General features: G+C 48.5%; 15 protein-coding genes. 2 read left to right on the top strand and 13 right to left on the bottom strand.

The window, feature by feature from the left end:
• Nucleotides 1-529: 529 nt before the first annotated feature.
• Together HELO_RS07710 and HELO_RS07705 are read left to right on the top strand one after the other, a co-directional pair.
• Complete coding sequence (locus HELO_RS07710) at nt 530-1753, top strand: Hint domain-containing protein (protein ID WP_013332159.1); 1224 nt, start codon at nt 530-532, stop codon at nt 1751-1753.
• Nucleotides 1754-1983: 230 nt separating this feature from the next.
• Nucleotides 1984-4356 (top strand): glycosyltransferase, encoded by a 2373-nt coding sequence (locus HELO_RS07705; protein ID WP_013332158.1) that lies wholly within the window; start codon nt 1984-1986, stop codon nt 4354-4356.
• Nucleotides 4357-4486: 130 nt separating this feature from the next.
• Here HELO_RS07705 and HELO_RS07700 read toward each other — a convergent pair whose 3' ends face one another.
• The 13 genes from HELO_RS07700 to HELO_RS07650 form a co-directional block, all read right to left on the bottom strand.
• Nucleotides 4487-5131, bottom strand: coding sequence for a hypothetical protein (locus tag HELO_RS07700; RefSeq protein ID WP_049786203.1), 645 nt, complete (start codon nt 5129-5131; stop codon nt 4487-4489).
• Between the two features lie 46 nt (nt 5132-5177).
• A complete protein-coding gene (locus tag HELO_RS07695; RefSeq protein WP_013332156.1) occupies nt 5178-6203 on the bottom strand; it encodes a phytanoyl-CoA dioxygenase family protein in 1026 nt (341 codons plus the stop codon).
• Between the two features lie 64 nt (nt 6204-6267).
• On the bottom strand, nt 6268-8268 hold the full coding sequence (locus tag HELO_RS07690) for a capsular polysaccharide biosynthesis protein (protein WP_013332155.1): 2001 nt from the start codon (nt 8266-8268) through the stop codon (nt 6268-6270).
• 90 nt (nt 8269-8358) lie between these two features.
• Nucleotides 8359-9357, bottom strand: coding sequence for a UDP-glucose 4-epimerase GalE (gene galE, locus HELO_RS07685; protein WP_013332154.1), 999 nt, complete (start codon nt 9355-9357; stop codon nt 8359-8361).
• Between the two features lie 59 nt (nt 9358-9416).
• Complete coding sequence (locus tag HELO_RS07680; protein ID WP_041601998.1) at nt 9417-11528, bottom strand: beta-1,6-N-acetylglucosaminyltransferase; 2112 nt, start codon at nt 11526-11528, stop codon at nt 9417-9419.
• Nucleotides 11529-11532: 4 nt separating this feature from the next.
• Entirely contained in the window at nt 11533-12456 is a 924-nt protein-coding gene (locus tag HELO_RS07675) for a glycosyltransferase family 2 protein (protein WP_157953407.1), read from the bottom strand.
• A gap of 115 nt (nt 12457-12571) precedes the next feature.
• Nucleotides 12572-13387 carry a hypothetical protein gene (locus HELO_RS19130; protein WP_157953406.1) on the bottom strand — a complete coding sequence of 272 codons (816 nt, stop codon included), beginning with the start codon at nt 13385-13387 and terminating at the stop codon, nt 12572-12574.
• A 4-nt stretch (nt 13388-13391) separates the two neighbouring features.
• Nucleotides 13392-14324, bottom strand: coding sequence for a hypothetical protein (locus HELO_RS19125; RefSeq protein ID WP_157953405.1), 933 nt, complete (start codon nt 14322-14324; stop codon nt 13392-13394).
• Between the two features lie 39 nt (nt 14325-14363).
• Nucleotides 14364-14972 carry a sulfotransferase family 2 domain-containing protein gene (locus tag HELO_RS07665; RefSeq protein ID WP_109637393.1) on the bottom strand — a complete coding sequence of 203 codons (609 nt, stop codon included), beginning with the start codon at nt 14970-14972 and terminating at the stop codon, nt 14364-14366.
• 175 nt (nt 14973-15147) lie between these two features.
• Complete coding sequence (locus HELO_RS19120; RefSeq protein ID WP_157953404.1) at nt 15148-16815, bottom strand: hypothetical protein; 1668 nt, start codon at nt 16813-16815, stop codon at nt 15148-15150.
• A gap of 68 nt (nt 16816-16883) precedes the next feature.
• A complete protein-coding gene (locus HELO_RS07660; RefSeq protein WP_109637391.1) occupies nt 16884-17873 on the bottom strand; it encodes a sulfotransferase in 990 nt (329 codons plus the stop codon).
• The gene (locus HELO_RS07655) at nt 17874-18566 is read right to left on the bottom strand and encodes a WbqC family protein (protein ID WP_198410728.1); all 693 of its coding nucleotides are present in this window, start codon (nt 18564-18566) and stop codon (nt 17874-17876) included.
• Complete coding sequence (locus HELO_RS07650; RefSeq protein ID WP_041601996.1) at nt 18563-19660, bottom strand: DegT/DnrJ/EryC1/StrS family aminotransferase; 1098 nt, start codon at nt 19658-19660, stop codon at nt 18563-18565. The genes HELO_RS07655 and HELO_RS07650 overlap by 4 nt, the downstream gene beginning before the upstream one ends.
• Nucleotides 19661-19686: the final 26 nt, after the last annotated feature.

Here is a 19686-nt window from a genome sequence, read left to right as displayed (position 1 = left end):
TGCATTCTAACTTTTTTAGTTAATTATTTTTCATATTCATAAAGTTACCTCACGTCCATCCTTCCCCTCCCTTCCTTCATATCCCAAGAAAAACACTCACTCACCGTCTCCTTCCACCTCACAAAGCAACCAAAAGAAACAATATTTACAAAAAGAAAACAAATACTCACATATAAAAGCCCGGCAAACACCGGCCTCACGATTATCCCCTGAAACAAAAAGAATCAAATATAAAATATTTTAACAATCAAGATACATAAACAAACAACTCTAGTTTGACGCAGTATACCCTTGGCTATAGCTTTCTTGGTGAGGGAAAGGTCGACTTGTAGCAGGAATGCTCCAAGCACCTAGGTGGAGCAACAAAATCAATTCTTTGTGCAAAACAAACCCATTCAACTACTGCATAAAGATTGGCAAAGCCGCCCATACTCTCTTTCGCACCGCCATGCGGACTTAAAACTTCGTGTGACTGTGTCGGAGGAGCGCTTAAAACTCTACTAAGCACCAAGTCAGGGGGAATGAAAGGATGGCTATTCTCGATGTAAATCTTGGGGGATCCGAGACACGCACCATTTCGGATCAGGATGCGTCGGACGGTGATACTCTTAACATCACTGCACTGGGGTCATCGGAACTGATCGTTGATGGCGTTAGTGTCAGCATACAGGATATCGCCAACATTGAAGCTGGTTCTACGCCTACCTTCACAGCCACCAATGGCGGCAGCCTGACGATGGATCAAGGGCTTCTGGATCTGAGTGCCCTTAACGACCTGTCCTTTGGCATTGATGGCAACAGTGACATCACGCTCGACGCCTCAAGCGTCAGCACGCTGAGTGGCTTGAATGGGTACAACGTCAACTTCTCGGGCGCGGAAACCGGTTCTTTCACCTTCAACAAGCCCGATGTGGGCCTGCTCGACACTTACAACTTCAACGTCACTGGCATGGAAGCCGGCGATGAACTCAACCTCGGCGGTGAAAACTGGAGTTTGGATGAGGGCTCCATCCTGAACCCTCAAGACGCCTATCGGGATGGCGCCTTGCACCTGACCCAGGGTAACGCTGCTATAGGCACTCAGGTGAATGCCAGCATCGAGATGACTCAGGCGGAGTATGACGAGTTCGCCGCCAACCAGGATACTTACCTTTCCGGAGGTACCTATACTCATAACTGCTTCGCCGCGGGCACGATGATCGCCACTCCCGATGGCGAGGTTCCCGTGGAGTCACTGTCGATCGGTGATCTGGTGCTGACCGCCAGCGGTGAGCAGGTTCCGGTGAAGTGGATCGGTCGCCAGTCTGTCCATCGCCTCTTCTCCGCCGGTCATGCCCCCGTGCGGATCAGTGAAGGCGCTTTGGAGCCTGGCGTACCCAACCAGGACCTCGTCCTCACTGCCAACCACGGCGTCCTCGTCGATGGCCTGGTGATCAACGCCGGCGCGCTGATCAACCACGACACCATCGATTACCTGCCGTGGACTGAAATGCCCGAAGCGATCACCTATTACCACATCGAGACGGACACTCATGAGGTAGTCATCGCCAATGGCACCGAAGCCGAAACCTACATCGACTATGTCGATCGTCAGGCTTTCGACAACTACGCCGAATACGTGGCGCTATACGGTATCGAGACACGCGTCGTCGAGATGCCCCGCCACCGTATCTCGTCTCGTCGCTTGCTGCCCCTGGCCCTGCGCGAGCGCCTGGGCATTCAGGACATGACCCCGGTTTCCAGGACAGCCTGAGCCACCTGAAGACACCATATGTCTCAAGATATCGGCCGGACTTCTGTCCGGCCGTTTTTTTGCTCACGATGTCAGGCCTCTCCCAAAACCCCACATCGAAAGTAAGGCTTCTTCTTCAAACAGGAACATCCAAAGATGCATGAAATATAGGCTTCCCTTCATGACTGAAGACATCTAGAGTGGAAATCTCCCTTCATGGCTGAAGATAAAGAGAGTGTAAACTTCCCTTCATGGATGACATCGTGCAAAACCGACTCGGCAATGATACGAACGAAGTCGGCGAACCGAAGAGTGCCCTTCAGCAGGCGCAGCGCGCCATGGCCGAGGGCGATCTGGAACGCGTGGAAGCGCTGGTCGAGCATGCCGTGCAGTCGGGTGATCCTCATCCCGGCGAACGGCGCCTCTGGGTACGCATAGCTTTCCGCCAAGGGCATATCGATAGTGCCCTGGAGCGCTCGAAAAAGGCACTTGAGGCACAACCCAACGATCCTCAACTCCGAGCCCTCGACGTACGTATACAGGCCGCCGCCGGCAAGCCGCGCCGTGCACTGCACCGCGTCAACCAGGCCATCCCGCGCTGGCCCAACAGCCCCCGACTGCGACTGGTGAAGCTTCAGCTTTTACGGGACCTCGGACGTACGCGCCCCGCCCTGCATGTTCTGCGTCAGTTGCGCCGCCGTTGGCCCCGAAATCCCGAAGTCTTGATAGCTGTCGCCCAGTTCTACCGTGCCCATGGCCGTTTCCGTGCGACCAGAACGGTGTTGGACCACCTGCTGGAGCACCACCCCAAACATCGTCAGGCCCGTGTCATGCGGCAGAACCTGGCCAGTCCCGGCTCCCATGATCACGACACACCATCATCGCTTCCCGACTTGCTGGCCGAAGCCCAACGCAATCCCGAGGTCTCCTCCGCCGATGCCGCAGAGATACTTCAGGCAGTGAAACTGGCCACAACGACGGAACTCGTCAACACCTGCCATGAGGCGATCGAGTTCCTGGACGGCATGGTCGACCAGTTAACGGAACAGGACAAGCTGGCACTGTTCAACCAGGCTGAACGATTTGGCCAGGCTAAAGCCGCCCACCGAGCCCTAACCAGAATACTCGACAGCGGGCCACGCACACCTCCTGTCGCTCGAACTCTCTTTCAGAAGGCCATGGCCACAGTCGAGCCCCACCAAGCCGATGCCGTCATTTCGCATCTGCTGCGACACATTCCTAAGGCCAAACAAGCCCCCCTGGCAGCGGAATTCGCCTTGCGAATCGAGGGGCCGCAAAGCGCTCTTGAACGGTTACGCCAGGATCGTCGTCAACGCCGTTCCCTGCCCGAGGTGTATAACCTCGTTCGCTTCCTGCGGGCCGGCAACGACTATGCCCTGGGGCTTCGCTATCTACGCTTCTGCCGCCGGCGCTGGCCGGACGAGGCAGAACTGCGGCTGCAACATGCCAGGTTAATGATGGATGCCGGGTATCCGGAAACGGCTCTCGAGACGCTGGATGCCCCCATCCCCACCACCAAACGCATTCCCTGTGCACGCATTCGGGCTCATAACTTGCTGGAGATGGGCCAGGTAGATGCCGCCAAGGAGGAACTGGACAAGGCCAGTACCTATAACGCCGCCAATGGCATTCTCGACTTGCGCCTGCGGGTCTTGATCATGCTTGGGCTCGAAAGCGAGGCAACCGAGCTCATCCAGGAAGCACAACGACGCGGAATGAACAACCGCATCGCATCGGGCCACTTCTCGATATCCCTTATTGGCAACCTGATGAACGACTTGGCGCTGTTTCACCGCGAACAGTCCACTTTGCCTCACGGAGACCATGAGGGCTACCTGGCCGCCCACTATGTTCATGCCGCCAGTGCTGTGGTCAGACGTCACTTCGAACAACCAGTGGCGCCCGCTCAAGATACCCAACGGCTTATCCCACGTCGGGTAGTGCAATACTGGAACGACCCCAAGCCTCCCCAGAGCGTAACGGATATCATGCATTCCTGGTCCAGCTTGCCGGGCATCGAATATCAGCGTTTCAACACCCAGTCGGCGCGCTCCTTCCTGAGACGTACCTTCGGGGCTGACTATGAGCGGGCATTCAGGCAGGCAAACAACATCGCGGAAGGCGCTGACTTTTTCCGTCTCTGCTATCTGCGTCACTACGGGGGAGTCTATGCCGATGCGGATGATCGGTTATATGGCCAACTGGATGCACTCCTTCCTGCCGGAGCGGGCATGGTATGTTTCCGGGAGCCCTTCGATATCCTGGCCAACAATGTCATCGCTGCAGTGCCGGAGCATCCGGCCATAGTGCTCGCCTCCGAAATGGCTGCAGAAGCCCTGCTGTCGCGTGATAACGATAATACCTGGGGCAAGACGGGACCGGGTCTGCTGACCCGAGCGGTGGCCAGCTATCTGGTCCACGCTACACCGGCCTCTCCCGCCGAGCGCGTCACCATCCTGCCCAGCTATATGCTGCGCAGACAGGTGCAAGTGCATATCCAGCTCCCGCACAAGAAAACCAAGCGGCACTGGAATGCCACCACCACCACTGGAGTGGATATGGCGCCGTTCTTCATGGCAAGCTCGTCGGCTCCCAGCGAATAGGCATGTGCCTCAAAATCAAAACGGCCACCGACTGCTTGAGCCGGTGGCCGTTTTAGTGACCACTACCTATTCCTTATCTACCCTCTACACCTTTCCATATATCCTCATGGACACTCTTCAGCGTTCAGAGTCACTGGCCAAAATGGTAACGCACGCCCAGTGAGGGAATGTTGCTGCCACCACCATCATCGCCAAAGGTGCCATAAGCACTCGAGCGATGGTGGATACGCCCATAGAGCGACCATGCCCCCCAGCTCTCGGGCTGCACTTCCAGTTCGAAGATCATCGATGCCATCAAATGCTCGCCGGAATGATCCAGCCTCGACGTTTCCGACGTATAGGAAATTCCGACACCAAGATAGGCCGTGGTATCGAGCACATGGTCCCAGGGGAAGGGTTCCCAACTGATCGATGGCGTCAGAAAGGTTTCGAAATAGTGCTCATCACCGAAGATGTAAGACACATTGGCTTCGGTATACAGCTTGGAGTAACCCCAGAAATCCACTAGCTCCTTTTGCAGGCCGGAGCTGACGATATAGTAGTTCTGAAAGTCCCAGACGAAGGGGTTGAAGGCCTCGCCACTCTTGACCGTTTCATGCACCGCCTGGCCAGCATGGCCGCCCAGCGCCCACCCCTGTTCCCAAGGCGTGACACTCACCCCATCAGCCAGCGCCCCGCTCGAGAGACTGGTGCCCAGTGCTAAAATCAGCCCCGTGCCGAGAGCACGAAAAGACGACGATATTCCGGCACCAGATACTTGTTCGATCTTGTACATAATCGCGAATCCTTGTCGAATAATAAGAGACGTCTTGCGATGATGGTTATTGTTGCCAGGCATCCCTGCCCTCGACACGATGCCAGGACGCCTGCGCGCCCCGTGCAGCAGCCCGCTCATCCTCTCGACGACGCATCCGTTGCAATACACGATACTGCAGACGGTTCAGGCTCTCGAAACCCAGCCCCGGCAAGGGAATGAATGGGTTGGTACGGCTCATGCCCCACAGAGCCAGGCGCGATGTCCCCGGCTGGGCGTGTCCCCGGGCGTGCACACCGAAAGTATTGGCAATCAACAAGGTATTGCCCGGAACCTTGAAACTTTGCGGCGGTGCATTGCCAAGCCGGGCCGCCGCTTCCGGCTCAACACGAAAAGAACCGCGTGCCGTGTAGCGATCAGCATGCTCCCGGGCCTGCAGGCTCATCCGATATTCCCAGGACAGCCGTTCACGGCTCAATCGAGTCGACCCCGGCACAAAGACGAAGGGACCATTAAGGTCCGACACATCCTCCAGATAGAGCCAGAATTTCATGGTCGGCTGGAAGGTGTCGACGTGCAGATTGGTTTGCGGATCCGGAGGCGCCTCGTTGACACCATTCATCACCCGCTCTGCATGACAGATCGGCATGCGCAGATGACCGGCACAGAAGCGCATCAAGCGGCGAAACACCGGATCCCGCAGCAACGCCCGCGTTCTCGGCATCTTCTCGAGTACCTCAGGGGCAAGCAGCATCCGACGAGTCCGGGCATCCCCTTGAATACACTGGCGCACCTCCCCCTGCCCCTGACGCACTTCCTCGACCAGGGCACGATACTCGTCTTCCGGCAAGTAATTCCGCTTGAGCACGAAGCCCTGCTCGATGAACTGTCGGCGATCCTCAGATGGCACCCGCCAACTCAGCATCGCCATGCGCAGTCGCATCACCCCATGCGCCAACGCGACTCGTCCGACATGCAGCCCCCACCGATTCAACCGCCGGCTGCCAATCAGCGGATTGGCCACGAACGACTTGGTGCCGCTAAACAGCTCCGCCAGCCACAAGGGTAACCGCGCGACCCGCTTCAGCATCATGATCCGCCACTCCTGAGTATCCTGCACCACAAAGCTTCCGGGCCTCACGCAATGCAGGCAACGATCATCGGGAAAAGCGTTTTCCCCAAACGAAAGACCGATGAATGATTTTCAGCTTTCGCCACTGACGCCGGCAATAGCCCAGACGCTTATGAACCAGGCCGGTTCGTGCCATCAAGGCATCGCGCTCCTGGATGATTCGGCGCAATACGGCTTCGCAGCTGGTATAACCATGGAGCACGGGATCCCAATACAGCGGATAAAGCAGAAGAGTACCCGCCACCAGTTCCGCCAGGTTGAGACGCCGAGAACGACGAGCCAGGGCTTTCGCATCCGCCGCTCTGTCATCGGTCAACCCCCACCCGGCGTAGAAGGGTTCCCCATAGGTGACGACACGCTTGCCGCGCAGCAAGGCATCGAAGCCAGTCAGGGAGGTCATGGTATGCACCGTATCACAAGCTTCGATGCAACTGATCACCGACAATTCGGTCTCGACGTGATCGACTAGATCGAAAGTCTCGGAGAACACGACATGGCCCTGGCGCCCTCCCCGGATCACGTCGGGGTGAGGCTTGTAAACCAGAAACGCTTCAGGATGGGCAGTCCGGGCAGCTTCGAGCAGTCCGAGATTGGTACGCACCGCATTGGTTCCGTAACGAATCGAGGCATCATCTTCGACCTGCCCAGGAACCAGTACGACCTCTCGCCCTTGTGTGTCCCAATCCGGAACACAATGAGGCTCGACATTATACTTGGTGATCCGGTGCTGCACGATCCAGCTCCGAACACGCTCGGCACGCTCCAGCTCGTCATCGGTGAACCGGTGTGTATTCAACAGATATTCGAGATCTGAAGCCTGGCCAGGATCGAAATAGATCCCCCGCTCATCCAGCACAATGGAGCGAGGAGGCACCATCTCGGACCCCAGTCCTACCGAGCGGACAAAGCCATCTTCCATATGCAGCAATCGGGCTCCAGTACGAACTGCCAGAGACGAGATTTCCGGCGGCGTATCGCGGCCCCATAGCACAAGAGCGTCCCGAGGCCCCAAACCGAGGCGCTCCGCTTTTCTTGCGTCTGCTACACGGGCCAGTCGAGTCGGCAACAGCGACAACCTCGCTCCCAGGTTGGCAGCTTTCCAGCAACGAAATCCCACCATGATCCGGCGACCCTCGATGCGCCCCTCGACCCGACGCTGGCGAGCCAGCCAACGTATGACATCGAAGATATCACCCGGCTCCAGTGTCACGGGATTCAGGTAACGACTGCACCGAATATAGGCTGCCGCGAAAAGCTCTCCAACGCTTCGCGAGCGCACACGATGAGCACACGCCAAACGATCGTCCGTCGCTCCCCAGCCTGCATACCAGGGCATTCCGAAAACACTTACCGGCAAGCCGGCCATCAGCGCTTCGAAGCCGATATGCGCACCCACCGTATAGACACGGCTCATGCTCTCGAGCAGGCTCCAGGGGTTAACCTGCTTGTGGAGCACGACAACTCGCTCCCCGCCATCATGTTCCGTCAGAGCCCCAGACTCATGGTCCCGAGAGGACCGACCAGCATGAGGCGTATACGCACAAATCGTGGCGTCAGGATTCTCCGCCAGGGCTGCCGCCAACATATCTTGAAAACTGGGAGCATGCTGGCCTGCCTTCCCCCCGAGCTCATCCCATGCCTGATCGACTACCAATACCCGTTCCCGAGCATCACATGACAGAAGCGATGCATCCAGATCGGGGGCATCATTGTAGCGACTCAAGCGCTCGGACATCAGAAGATGCATGGCCTTATCGGCCTTCGATTCGATGCCCTTGAGCGGTGACGCCTCCTCATTCAACAATGCCTCCAGGCGAGGAGGAGACAAGGCATCGCCATACGTACCCAAGTCATCCACGATCAAGGAAAGCGACGGCAACCCCTCATGCTCGGCATAGGCTCTAAGAAAGCCTTCCTCAAGCGAAAACAGCGGAACTCCCGTTCGCTCGGCCAAATCCATAGCACGCCTTCTGCAGGCTGGTGTTCCCCAATACGCCAGGGCATCCAGATTCTGGCATTGAGCCATCGTCGAAACCCGGGTCAATGCCCCGCCCAGCAAGCGGGGCAATGTGGGATGACGAAGCAGGTCTCGGGAGGTCGTTCCGATTACCGGCATTTACATCGAGGCCAACTGCTTTTCCCACTGCCAGGCATGGGTCACGATCTTCTCCAGATCGGCAAAAGCAGGTCGCCAGCCAAGTTCCTCCTTGGCCCGAGCGGCATCCGCGACGAGTACAGCAGGATCGCCAGGCCTCCTGTCACCTTCTTCCACCTTGAGCGAACAGCCATCCCGAGCCACTACGCTCTTGACCACATCAATCACTTGTTGCACGGAGAAGCCCTGACCATTGCCCAGGTTATATGCCAGGGCTCCACTCCGGCGATTTTCGAGGATCATCGACAATGCCAGCGCGTGGGCACTGCACAAATCCTCGATATGGATGTAGTCGCGCACACAGGTACCATCCTCGGTGGCGTAATCCCGTCCGAACACGGTAATCGACTCTCGGCGCCCTGAAGCTGCCTGGAGAATCAAGGGAATGAGATGGGTTTCCGGATCATGGCACTCCCCCAGTTCTCCCTCGGGATCGGCACCACAAGCATTGAAGTAACGCAGGCTGACGGAATTCAACCCATACGCATGAGCGTAGTCGGATAGAACCTGCTCCACCATCAGCTTGCTGGCACCATAAGGATTGATCGGCGCTTGTGGATGCCGCTCATCGATCGGGCTACGCTCGGGCTCACCAAAGGTGGCCGCAGTGGATGAAAAGATGAAATGGCGAACATCGTGGCGCACCATGACATCGAGCAATCCCAAAGTGTTGCCCACATTGTTGCGATAGTATTTCGAGGGCTCGGTCACCGATTCCCCAACCAAACTATTGGCAGCAAAGTGCATCACACCATCGAAAGAGTGCTCTCGGAACAGCCGCTCCAACAGATCAACATCACCGAGATCTCCCACGACCAACTGGCCATACTTGGCCAGCTCACGGAATCCCGTGGAAAGATTGTCCAGGACCACGACCTTGTTACCCGCCCTGGCCAGTTGTTTCACCATGTGCGAGCCAATATAGCCGCAACCGCCAACCACGAGAATCGTGTTACTCATTTATCCAACCTCACTGTAAAACAAGAATGCCAATAACAACGCTCACCGAGGGCCACCAGTCAAGTGGATTCCATCTCCGGAAGAACATCGACGAACTCAAGTACATCATGCTTGATGGATCCGAGACTCTGCCCACTCACGGTAAGGTATGAACAATGGCGTTCTTGCATCAACTCATCCAGTCGATCCTTGATCGGATCCTCACCAGAAATGATTTCCTTCGCCTTATCCAGGCTTCCTTCCAACTCAAAGGAAAGCTCATCAAGCCGTCCCTGCTCGTCGTCGCTACCCAAGTACACCACCATGAGATCATGCTTCCACCTCAAGGTATCAAGCAGTTCGACCTGGCCACCCGACATATGCGCAAACAAGGCATTGTGGCGTGACTGGCCACGATTAACATGGGCGACATCGGCGAGACAATAATGCCAATCCAGCGTATTATCTCTTTTCGGGATGACATCAAAAATCCCTGAATGAACGCCTGAACTAAGCCATGACTTCATTGCCTCTTTAGCTTTGTCCAGACCATTATTATTTTCTGCAACAAAGATAACCAACTTGCTATCAATGGCTTTCAGGAGTTCCCAATGGTCATGAGTATCCGACAGAAGGCTCGGCCACTGGACCAACTCCTGGGTTCTATGAAGATTTTCGACAATATAGGTTACATCAAGCCGCTTATTAATTGCTTCTTCGACCCAATACCTCAGATTCTCAAGTTCGACCCTAGAAAATTCGCACAATCGATTCTGGATCAAATGCAAGACTTTACTCTTGAAATAAAACTCCTTGAGAATCGGCTTATCCAGACCATCCCTCTTGTCATCATCGACCAGCACGATATTGACATCATGCTTCCAACGCAAGACCTCAAGATAATGCAGCGCATTTTTTCCCAGAGAGAAAACGATAGTCTTACCCGGCTCATGGAATGCAATATCGCCAAGCAATTTATGCCAAGTATGCTGGGCAAGAGTGACATCCTCACGGTTGATGGGCATCCAGGATTTTCCTGCATACCCCTTCCCGACCTCCTCGGAATCGAAAAGGTCACCGTACACGGCCGTATCATTGAGCTTATCAAACTCAGCCAGGACTTGAGATTTGCGCGTCGATTCGAGCCCACATACAACAATCATTCGAGCAGGAATCGACTTAACAAAGTCATAATGATTTTCCATACTCGTGCATAGGTGATGCCAGCTGGACTCCTCCAACTCTTTAGCTTTCTTTATATTATTCCTTAGCTCATCCAGTTCCGTATCGCTATTCTTGAGAAGCTCCCTGTACTGATCAACCGTCATGGGAGCCAGTCGACTCAACTTATTCTTGAGATCTACCGCTCTATGGCTGACCTTTCGAACAAAAAAGCGATTCTCGGACAATAACTCCGGATAGTCGTCGTTATAATAAACCCTTGGAATACCCCAGGAATTGAAAGAATAGCGAGTCAACGGCTTGGCAACAATTTCCCTTTTAGAAATCAAATTGCCAACCATAGTCTGGAAGAAAAGCTCGTCAGGAACCCAAGTTCGCTTATAGAAATTCTCCATCTTTGGGTGTTTATCAAGCAAGCCAAGTATCTTTTCGACCGTGGAGCGACGGAGACACCACCATTGTGATCCCATGTGTGCAATATGAGAAAGGGGCAACTTGCGCTTAATTCCTAGCTTCTCCTGAAGCTTCAGTGAATTATCAAATCGCCACTGTTGGGAGCGCCAATTGAAGAAATGAAACTTTTCCCAACGCTCTTCTTGTATTCCTTGGGTAATCCACTGATTCTCTTCGGCATTGACGGCTTCGATATAATCTACATCTTCTCCACCGAGACTCTCTTCCAGAAACCGAACAGGTTTGACTGGCATGCAGGAACCAGAAAGGAGAAAGTAATAATCACTGTCATCCTGATTCTCGGCGGCTTTTCTCAGGCAATTCAGTGTTGCCTTGACAATCGACCACTCACCCCACTCAACCTTGACGCGGTCCGCCAGATATAGATTCCCGGCCCCGGAAGGTAGGTCCAAAGAAGATAGAATTTCGGTGGTGTCCATACCTGTCCCAGCATCATGATGCAGGAACACATTACGCCCCGAGGCCAACAACCCCTCCAGCAGAGGCTTTAGCTTATCAGGCGATTCATGCGCCAGGATAACGAATCCAATCTTCATTGGTTTACCACTCCCCTTTATTGATGAGTCCCAAATGCTCCAGGGTTTCCCAGCTTTCATAACGAGTGGAAACCTGAGGATGGAAGAGAAGGTCGCGGTTATCAATAACTCGACCATACTGCTTATACTCGGCCGAATCATTATAATGCTGCTTGGCGACCATTTCCTGCTTCACTTTATCATTAAGCTGACTAATAAACTTAAAGTGAAGAATTCCACCAGTCACCTTTCGCTCATCAATGCATTGATTGAGACGCCGAGGCAATGCCATATGCATTGAGGAAACATATGCGTAGTTCCACTTCCACTTGACCAAAGGAACCTTGTTCAAGGCAGGTGCGCTTGCAGGCGCTTCCTTGGCAAAAACGCGGCGACGAACCCCACCCTGAACGAATAAATTCCTCATATCATGGTTGTACTGCTTGCTATAGCCGGACTGATCAAAGTAAGGGCATGCCCCCAGGGGATCTGATCCAGGCTCATACCAAGTCTCGGATACCGGACCTTCTCCGTACATATCAATCATGACCGTGAAGAAGGAATCTTGCCGAATTGACTCCAGATAGGACGTAAGATCCTTGAGGTCACGAGTATTACAATGAGGATATACGAGAAACTCATCGGGATCACATGTCATGCACCAATGGCCACGGCCATACTTGAATAGCAAGTAGTTAAGCCAGTGCATCCCGAAATTGGTTTCCTTGTAACCATCTTTTGCCAGAAACCTGGTAACGTCGCTGTGCCGAGATAATATCTCAGCAGTATCATCATCCGAATTATTGTCTACCAGAAAGAAATGCGAAACCCCCATTTTTCTATAATAATCCAAAAAAAACTCCAGCCGATGGCCTTCATTTTTCATGGTCGAGAAAAGAAGGATTTCTCCTTTTTGGATTGACGAAGTATTATCCTGTTCCAGCGACATACGCCTTCCGTAATGGAAAGCAGATCGAAAGAACGGATAAAGCTCTGCGCCCCACCTATACTTGTGCCTTATCCAGCTAGAAACTCCCTGTAACATGGTAACTCCCTAAGTCAAGTTAAATCAATCCCAATTCACTTTTATCTGCTTCGTAATTTTCTTTAAGCTTTTTTGTCAAACCTTTGCTAAAAGGCTTCAAAGGAGTTTTTTTAGTCAACTGCTTGTTACTCTCTATCATCCCCATTGCACGTCTAACCATATGGCCGGGAAAATGCTTGGACATCATCAGCAACATATCATAAGCCTCATAAGATATCTTAGATCTTCTTATGGAGGGGTTGTCTGCTGCTGGCATTAGATCCACTTTGTCTCCGACAAGCTGATAAAAGTATGCATCTTCGTCATTAAAAATATTCTCAAATGCAGTTACTGTTATCTTTTTACCAGCAACATCTTCCAAAGCTTCAACAAGAGGTAGCCAAGAAAACTCCTTAACAAAAAACTCATCAAAGTACTGGCAAACATCTAAAAAAGGATAATGACGCAAGTACTCACAGTAACGAGAAACTAAGTAGCTTTCAGGATCCCGGATCGTAATATGTGCCTCCAGAGACTCTGGTGACAAAGCATCCAAAAGGAACTGCAATCTAGTGGGTCCCTTGGGATACACTAGCTGACTTGTTGGCTTATCAGTTCCGCCCAATATATTTTCATCGGACAACAATATTGTATCGTGAGCGTCCAAGAATTTTTTTGTTTCCCTAGACAAGCTCATATTCTTCTTTATCTGCGACGTAAAGGAACTACGAGTTTCGTCTAAGCTAAAGCAACCAACTCCAGCTTCAGAAAGCGAATCTTTCGAATTATAAATTCTAGACTGTACATAAGTCGTAGCCGTCTTATGGACGCCAAGATGGAGTATCAATTTTTTCATAGACTCAACTCTCTACAACAAGCTTCAACAATTCAGGCATATAGACTTCATAAATCTTCTTCTCTGGAACAAGAACGGGGTCTGAAAAAACCACCTCCTCCTCAAACAGCTTTCTCTTACCCAGAAAATCGTTAGCCAACTTTTTGTTTCCATCTTGAAAAGATTCCAGTATTCCTTCCCTCTGCTCTGGAGTAAACACAATTTTACTTCCATCATCTTCGTCAATATTTATTTTTTTGATAGAAGACAAAACCTTTTGACGGCCCTTTGGCTTCAAGGCCAACAGCCCTACTCTTCTCGCTATATCTAGCTGTCCTTTAGTCAAAGACTCATTCTTTGGCTCCTCATTAACTAAAGAAGACTCATCAACCCCCAAAAACCGGAAGAAATCTTGTGTAGTATTACTTACAGAAGCCTTCTCCATCACGCCGATATGTAACCTATCCTTATCAACAAATTCACATATACGCGGCACTAGCCAGTCATAATTAATCCAGTAAAAATCTTTTATATTTTTTATAAAAAACTCAGGAGAAGAGGAAGAAAACTTTTTTGACCAAGGCCATTTTATATGCTGGTTATACCATGACTCTAACCAAAGGTCTTGGCGCTTTACATATAACGAGGCTGATAAATCAAATTCTTCACTTAATATCTTCAACCATTTCGCATCGCGAAGCTGACAAAAATCCTCCGACGACAAAACAATTAACTTATCTGGATCAGAACTTTCAGCATGAATTTTATTTACTAATTCATTAGGCTTTAGCTTCCCACTAATAATCCCCCAAGCGGTCTTAACATGACGATGACCTACTCCTAGATCGGGATAGATATACCCTTGGCGCTCAAGCTCTTGAGCATTACCTAATAAATTATAGTGTATCGATGTTGTACCTGTACGATGGATGCCAAAGTGGATATGGAGGCGTTTCACGAGGTCTCCTCAAAAATCTCTAACTATTGGGATTAATGCTCAGAGAGTTTCGTAAATCTCATACTCTTCTGATAAAAAATCCATGGCTTCTCTCTTAACAGAATCATCCAATGTATAATCCAGCTCATGCGGAGAGATGTTTTTCTGTGGAATTTCCAGATTCATACCAATGCGTTCTTGTAGAAAATCATATAACGGCTTTTGCTTATCTAGCCGGAAAACTTTATCAACAGCCACACGTCCTTCTTTATCTGAAACAAAACGGCTTTGCCTGCCCACCTTGTTCCAAGAAACATCATGATTATTTATATAAGCCAAAACAAATTCTTGGAAGCTAACATCTCCAGTATAGTTTCTATGACGCGGTGCCTTTGGATCCGCCAACGCTTTTCTTGCCCTATACCGATACCAGCTCTGCAGCCATTCCAATGGCTCTCTGAACAGACAAAATGTAGTGACATCATTAACGCCTGCAGAGATAATAATAGGCTCCACCTTCTTAACATACCCCCTATAATTCATATGCTTTATCTTGGGGTTTCCTGTAAATATTATTTGACTATAAGGCATCAAAGCTTTTTCTATAGATGTAGAAGCACACTTAGGCATAGAAAGAAAAGCTATTTTTTTCTGCAGACTTACCATCATAGAACGACCTATCGAAACCTTTTTGGATAAGGGTCAGTGGGCTAATTTAAGTTGAACGCTGACTGCGCCATAACCATTATGGTTCTAATGCTATTTGTATCTAAACGCTAGTAATTCGAGCACCTCGAAAAATACTTCACACGTGCATAAAGAACATCTTATTCTTGATACATAACTAATAACACAACCAACAATCAATTGCCTTTCGCCACTGTTCAAGATTCCCGCCTTCCTCTCTAGACGAAAGGTGTTCTTGGCAGTCCTCTATATTTTTTTTACAAGCCATTTCATTTTTTGCAAAAAAACACAAGTTTTCGAAAAGCCCTATTGAATCCGAATAATGATAACTCTCTGGAATATTCCATGAAACATCAGCCATCTTCCAACAGATGGCAGGAACACGATCGTGAATGGCCGCTGTAACAGCTCCTCCTCCACCATATACTCCTGGAAGAGTGAAGATTAAATCAATATGCTTATAAATTCCGCGGAGTGTATTAGAACCTCCCATAATAACCAACCTTTCCTCTTCTACTAATTTTTTTATCTTTTTATCAACCCCCACAATTTTTTCTGGCTTTGTTTCACCCACAATGAGAACCCTAAGACAACTAGCTTTATGAAAGATCTCAACAAAACTATTTATTTCTTTCGTACTTAGACCTTCAAACCATTCAGAAACCCTATTTGCATTAAGAACAACAGCTGCCAAAAAATCATTACCTTTCTTAAGCTCAGGCCCTAAATATGGATCATCATTGAGAATCACATTAGTTATTGGCTCAAGATAAAAACAATTCTCCTCCCCCAACTCTTCCTGAAATGCTGATTGTATCTCTTTGTTCCTTGCAATAACTGCATTGACAGGAAAAGCTATAGAGTTTGATTTAGAATTACTTGCTGGTAAAAATATAACAGGAAACTTTTTCGAAGCTAAAGTAGAACAAACTTCAGATTGATATGACCCACCTACAGATATTACAAGGTCGGGGGAGATACAAGTGATCCAACTTTTAAATGTTTCTAAATCCAAGCAACTGCTGGTATATACCGATTCTTCTTCAGGGTTTAAGCTCTCCCAATGCTTCCTAAAGCCATCCTTGACTTGATCAGTATAGCGTATATCCCCGTGTGGAGCATCTAAAAATCCTTCTCCAGTAATAGCCAAATATACCTTGCACTCTCGACATGCCTGCTTTATTGTTTTGGCTACAGATGTAATTAAGTTAAGATGTGTAGCCTCAACACTAGCAGGCATCGCCCCAATTATAAAAACAACTTTCGTTACTCCACTTTTTTTTACATTATTAAGCACAAAAGTCTCTGCTTCTAGGCATTTATTTAATTGGCTTTTAGCATGCAAGGAAAGCTTCCTTAAAAACCTAACCCGAGCGGTAAAATTATCGCTCAAGATAGCAAAGTACCTCTTTGACTTAACATAGCGTGTCGCAAAGCTATACACATTACTTAGAAAGTGTATATCATTCGATAGAGAAATTTTCTCATAGTATTCATCAAACCATTTAGGAGTCTTTTCAAATGACTCAAGCTCAACCTTAAGACTCAATTTTTTTATATCAGCTATATCTTCAAAATCGTCAATAACCGATATATTTTTATTTACCCACAAAGGAAGTTTTTCATGTTCCCGACTTAAAAATCGAAAAGAACTAATCACTCTCCTTTGTGTTGGAAGGTCTGACTTCAAAGTAATAATTGAAAGTGCACTAACAATATATTTCCCTGGGAATTTCAAGGGAGGCACAGAGACTTTCTCCCCAAGAGCATGTACGAGGGCATGTAGCATCAACAAATAGAGGCTTAACGAATCTTTATTGTCCATAACAGTCAGACCAAGTTAAAATAAATTTAAACTGAAATAAAGCTGGCTGAAAAAGAGAGCATTATCTCCTATATGCCTTGGAAGTAACGCAGCGCATCAACAAGAGCAGGATCTGTTACGTGAGGTCGAGTAACCTCAAATCTATTCTCAAAGCTATACTCTGGAAAAGAGGCACCACCATGGTACTCTATCATTTTCGATAAAGTGTCATAAAAATATTTTGGATCACTACAAAAATCTTCATACTTTACGATTAACTTCTTATGATCTTCTAGCTTATTAAACCCCTCCTCCAAAGATTGGTTAGTATGGTGGATCTGCCCTGCCACCTGCTTTATAGGATCAAGTTCAATAAGATCCAGATATTCTTTTATTTTAAATGAGTACCATTTTTCAATATCGCCATACTGCCGCTCACGAGCCTTTAATGCCGACTCAATATTGGCCAATGGATCCCTCTTCAACCAAACGAATATACATTTATCGAAAAGATCATTTAACTCAAGCAAATTTTGATTCATAATCATTGCTTTAAGCATGAACGGTTTTTCTAAATTATTTGCCAAACCATTCAACTCATCTCTAAGACCATCGAGACTTCCTTCTCTTCTCATAACTTCAGGAGGAGCATAGTCGAACTCTCTGTATGGTAAAAAACGTCTCCAGAAGTACCAGAACTCATTGGGAGCTAGCGCACCTTTAGTTTTACCATTATCAGAACTAAAGTTGATATCGGATTTAAAGTCTAGAATTTCATCCCGGAAATTATACACAGGGTCGGTGAGTAGTTTCTGAATCTGCAAACCGACTAGTGGAGCAGCGTAGAATCTTGAAAGAAGGTTCGTTGGGTAACCAACGAGCCCTGTCGAAGCCAACCATTGAGTAAAGAGAGTGGTACCAGAACGCAGGGGGCCTACTATAAAAATTTTTGGAAGCTTTTCCTGAACATCACTCACCAAGTCATTGTTAGCTCCGGAGAGCAAATCATTAAGATTGGGAAGAAATGTTTCGAGTGAAGTGTTGCGACTAAATTCTTTTTTTCTATCCTTTGAACTCATTCAATCCACCTCGTACATTTCAAACTTCTCTACAACCTGCTCTGGTGAGCACCACATCATAACATCTATTATTGACATGTATGGGAAAAACGTTTCTTGACCTTGATAATATGGAGCTTGATTGTTTTTAATAAACTTAAGCTCAATATTTTTCTCCAGAAACTCACCCTTAGCATACAACTGTCTGCCACCAGGAGAATTAATATAAACCTCACTTTCCAAACACTTGCATAGACTTACTAAGCGTTCAACCCTGCCACCCAGTCTTTCATAATCAAGGTCACTGGATTTATACGTCTGAAGCTCAAGGCCTAAATATTCAAATATCAATTGGTACGATTTTTCACAAAGAGAAGCTATAGAGCGATTTGGTGAGACAAGCACTTCATGCACGATAGGGTATATTTCGTTAAAATAAGGTGACTTGCTATACGATTGTTCTAGAAGGGAAAGTGTCTTCTTGACATCAGAAGAGTAGTATAGATCTTTTATTTTCTTGTTAGAAGACGCTCCAGGCACAGGTACTGTGAATCGCTGAGGCTGTCCTTGTGACAAAACAGTATTTCTATTTATATACCCTTGTTTTATATAATTAACATCATCATATATAACAAACTTATCAGAAGCATACATCAACTGAAAATAGCCAACATATGGAAACAAATAGGGCTGCATCACAGCTAGCTTTGTCATACCATATCTCTCCTAACTATTTTCGCAATATCGGCCACCATATCCTTTGAGAGACCATGATATACCGGAAGACAAATTATTCTTCTTGATATATCAGCTGCATTACTGACATTAGATGTATCATCAACGTAGGGAAGCGAATTAAGCGGTGGGAAGAAGTACCTACGTGCCATAACCCCCTTTTCATGAAGTCTTTTGACTACTATTTCAACTTCTTTTTCTGAATTTAAAACCACTGGAAAGTAAGAATAATTCTGAACTTCTCCAAGGCTTGGAACCTGTGTCACATAGCAGTCACGTAGTACAAAATGATAAGCTTCCCAAATCTCTCTACGCTTCTCTAGGATAAGATCGATATCATCTAGAACACTTAACCCCATAGCAGCTTGGAACTCACTCATCTTAGCATTAATCCCAGTTCTTTCGATGTTTCCAGAACTAGAAATACCAAAGTTTATGATTTCCTTAGCCTTATCGAAATCTTCCTTACGGCGGAAGATAACACCCCCCCCCTCGATAGAGTGAAACAACTTGGTAGCATGAAAACTCAGCGTCGCTGCATCGCCATACGTTAGCAAACTTTTCCCTTGATATATAACACCAAAGGCATGGGCAGCATCATAAATTACAGGTAGATTGTGCTTATTTGCTATTTCATCAATACTATCTACATCGCAAGCATTACCAAACACATGCACAGGAACGATCCCCTTTGTTCGATCAGTAATAGCTTGTTCAATAGCTAGAGGATCAAGACACCAGCTTTTCCGATCAATATCTACAAATCGAGGTTCAATTCCTTCCCATTTAAGAGAGCTTGTCGTCGCTACAAAACTGAATGGTGTTGTGATTGCTTCCGTAATTTCTCTATCACAAACACCGCTGATGCCCAGTGCTCGGTAAGCAACTTGCAAGGCTAATGTTCCATTTCCTACTAAAAGAAGATTTTTTACGCCTAGATAACCTTCCAATCTATGGGTTAATTCTTGCACCAACGGACCGTTGTTGGTCAGCCATTCTCTCTGATATATCCCATCAATATATTTATCTAATTTATTTCGATCCGGCAGATAAGGTTTGGTTACGGGAATCATATGCCATTCGCTCAATAGGCTGGAAA

Source organism: Halomonas elongata DSM 2581 (assembly GCF_000196875.2).
Lineage (GTDB): Bacteria > Pseudomonadota > Gammaproteobacteria > Pseudomonadales > Halomonadaceae > Halomonas > Halomonas elongata.
The sequence above is the reverse complement of the archived record's forward strand: the minus strand, read 5'-3'. Positions and strand labels throughout refer to the sequence as shown.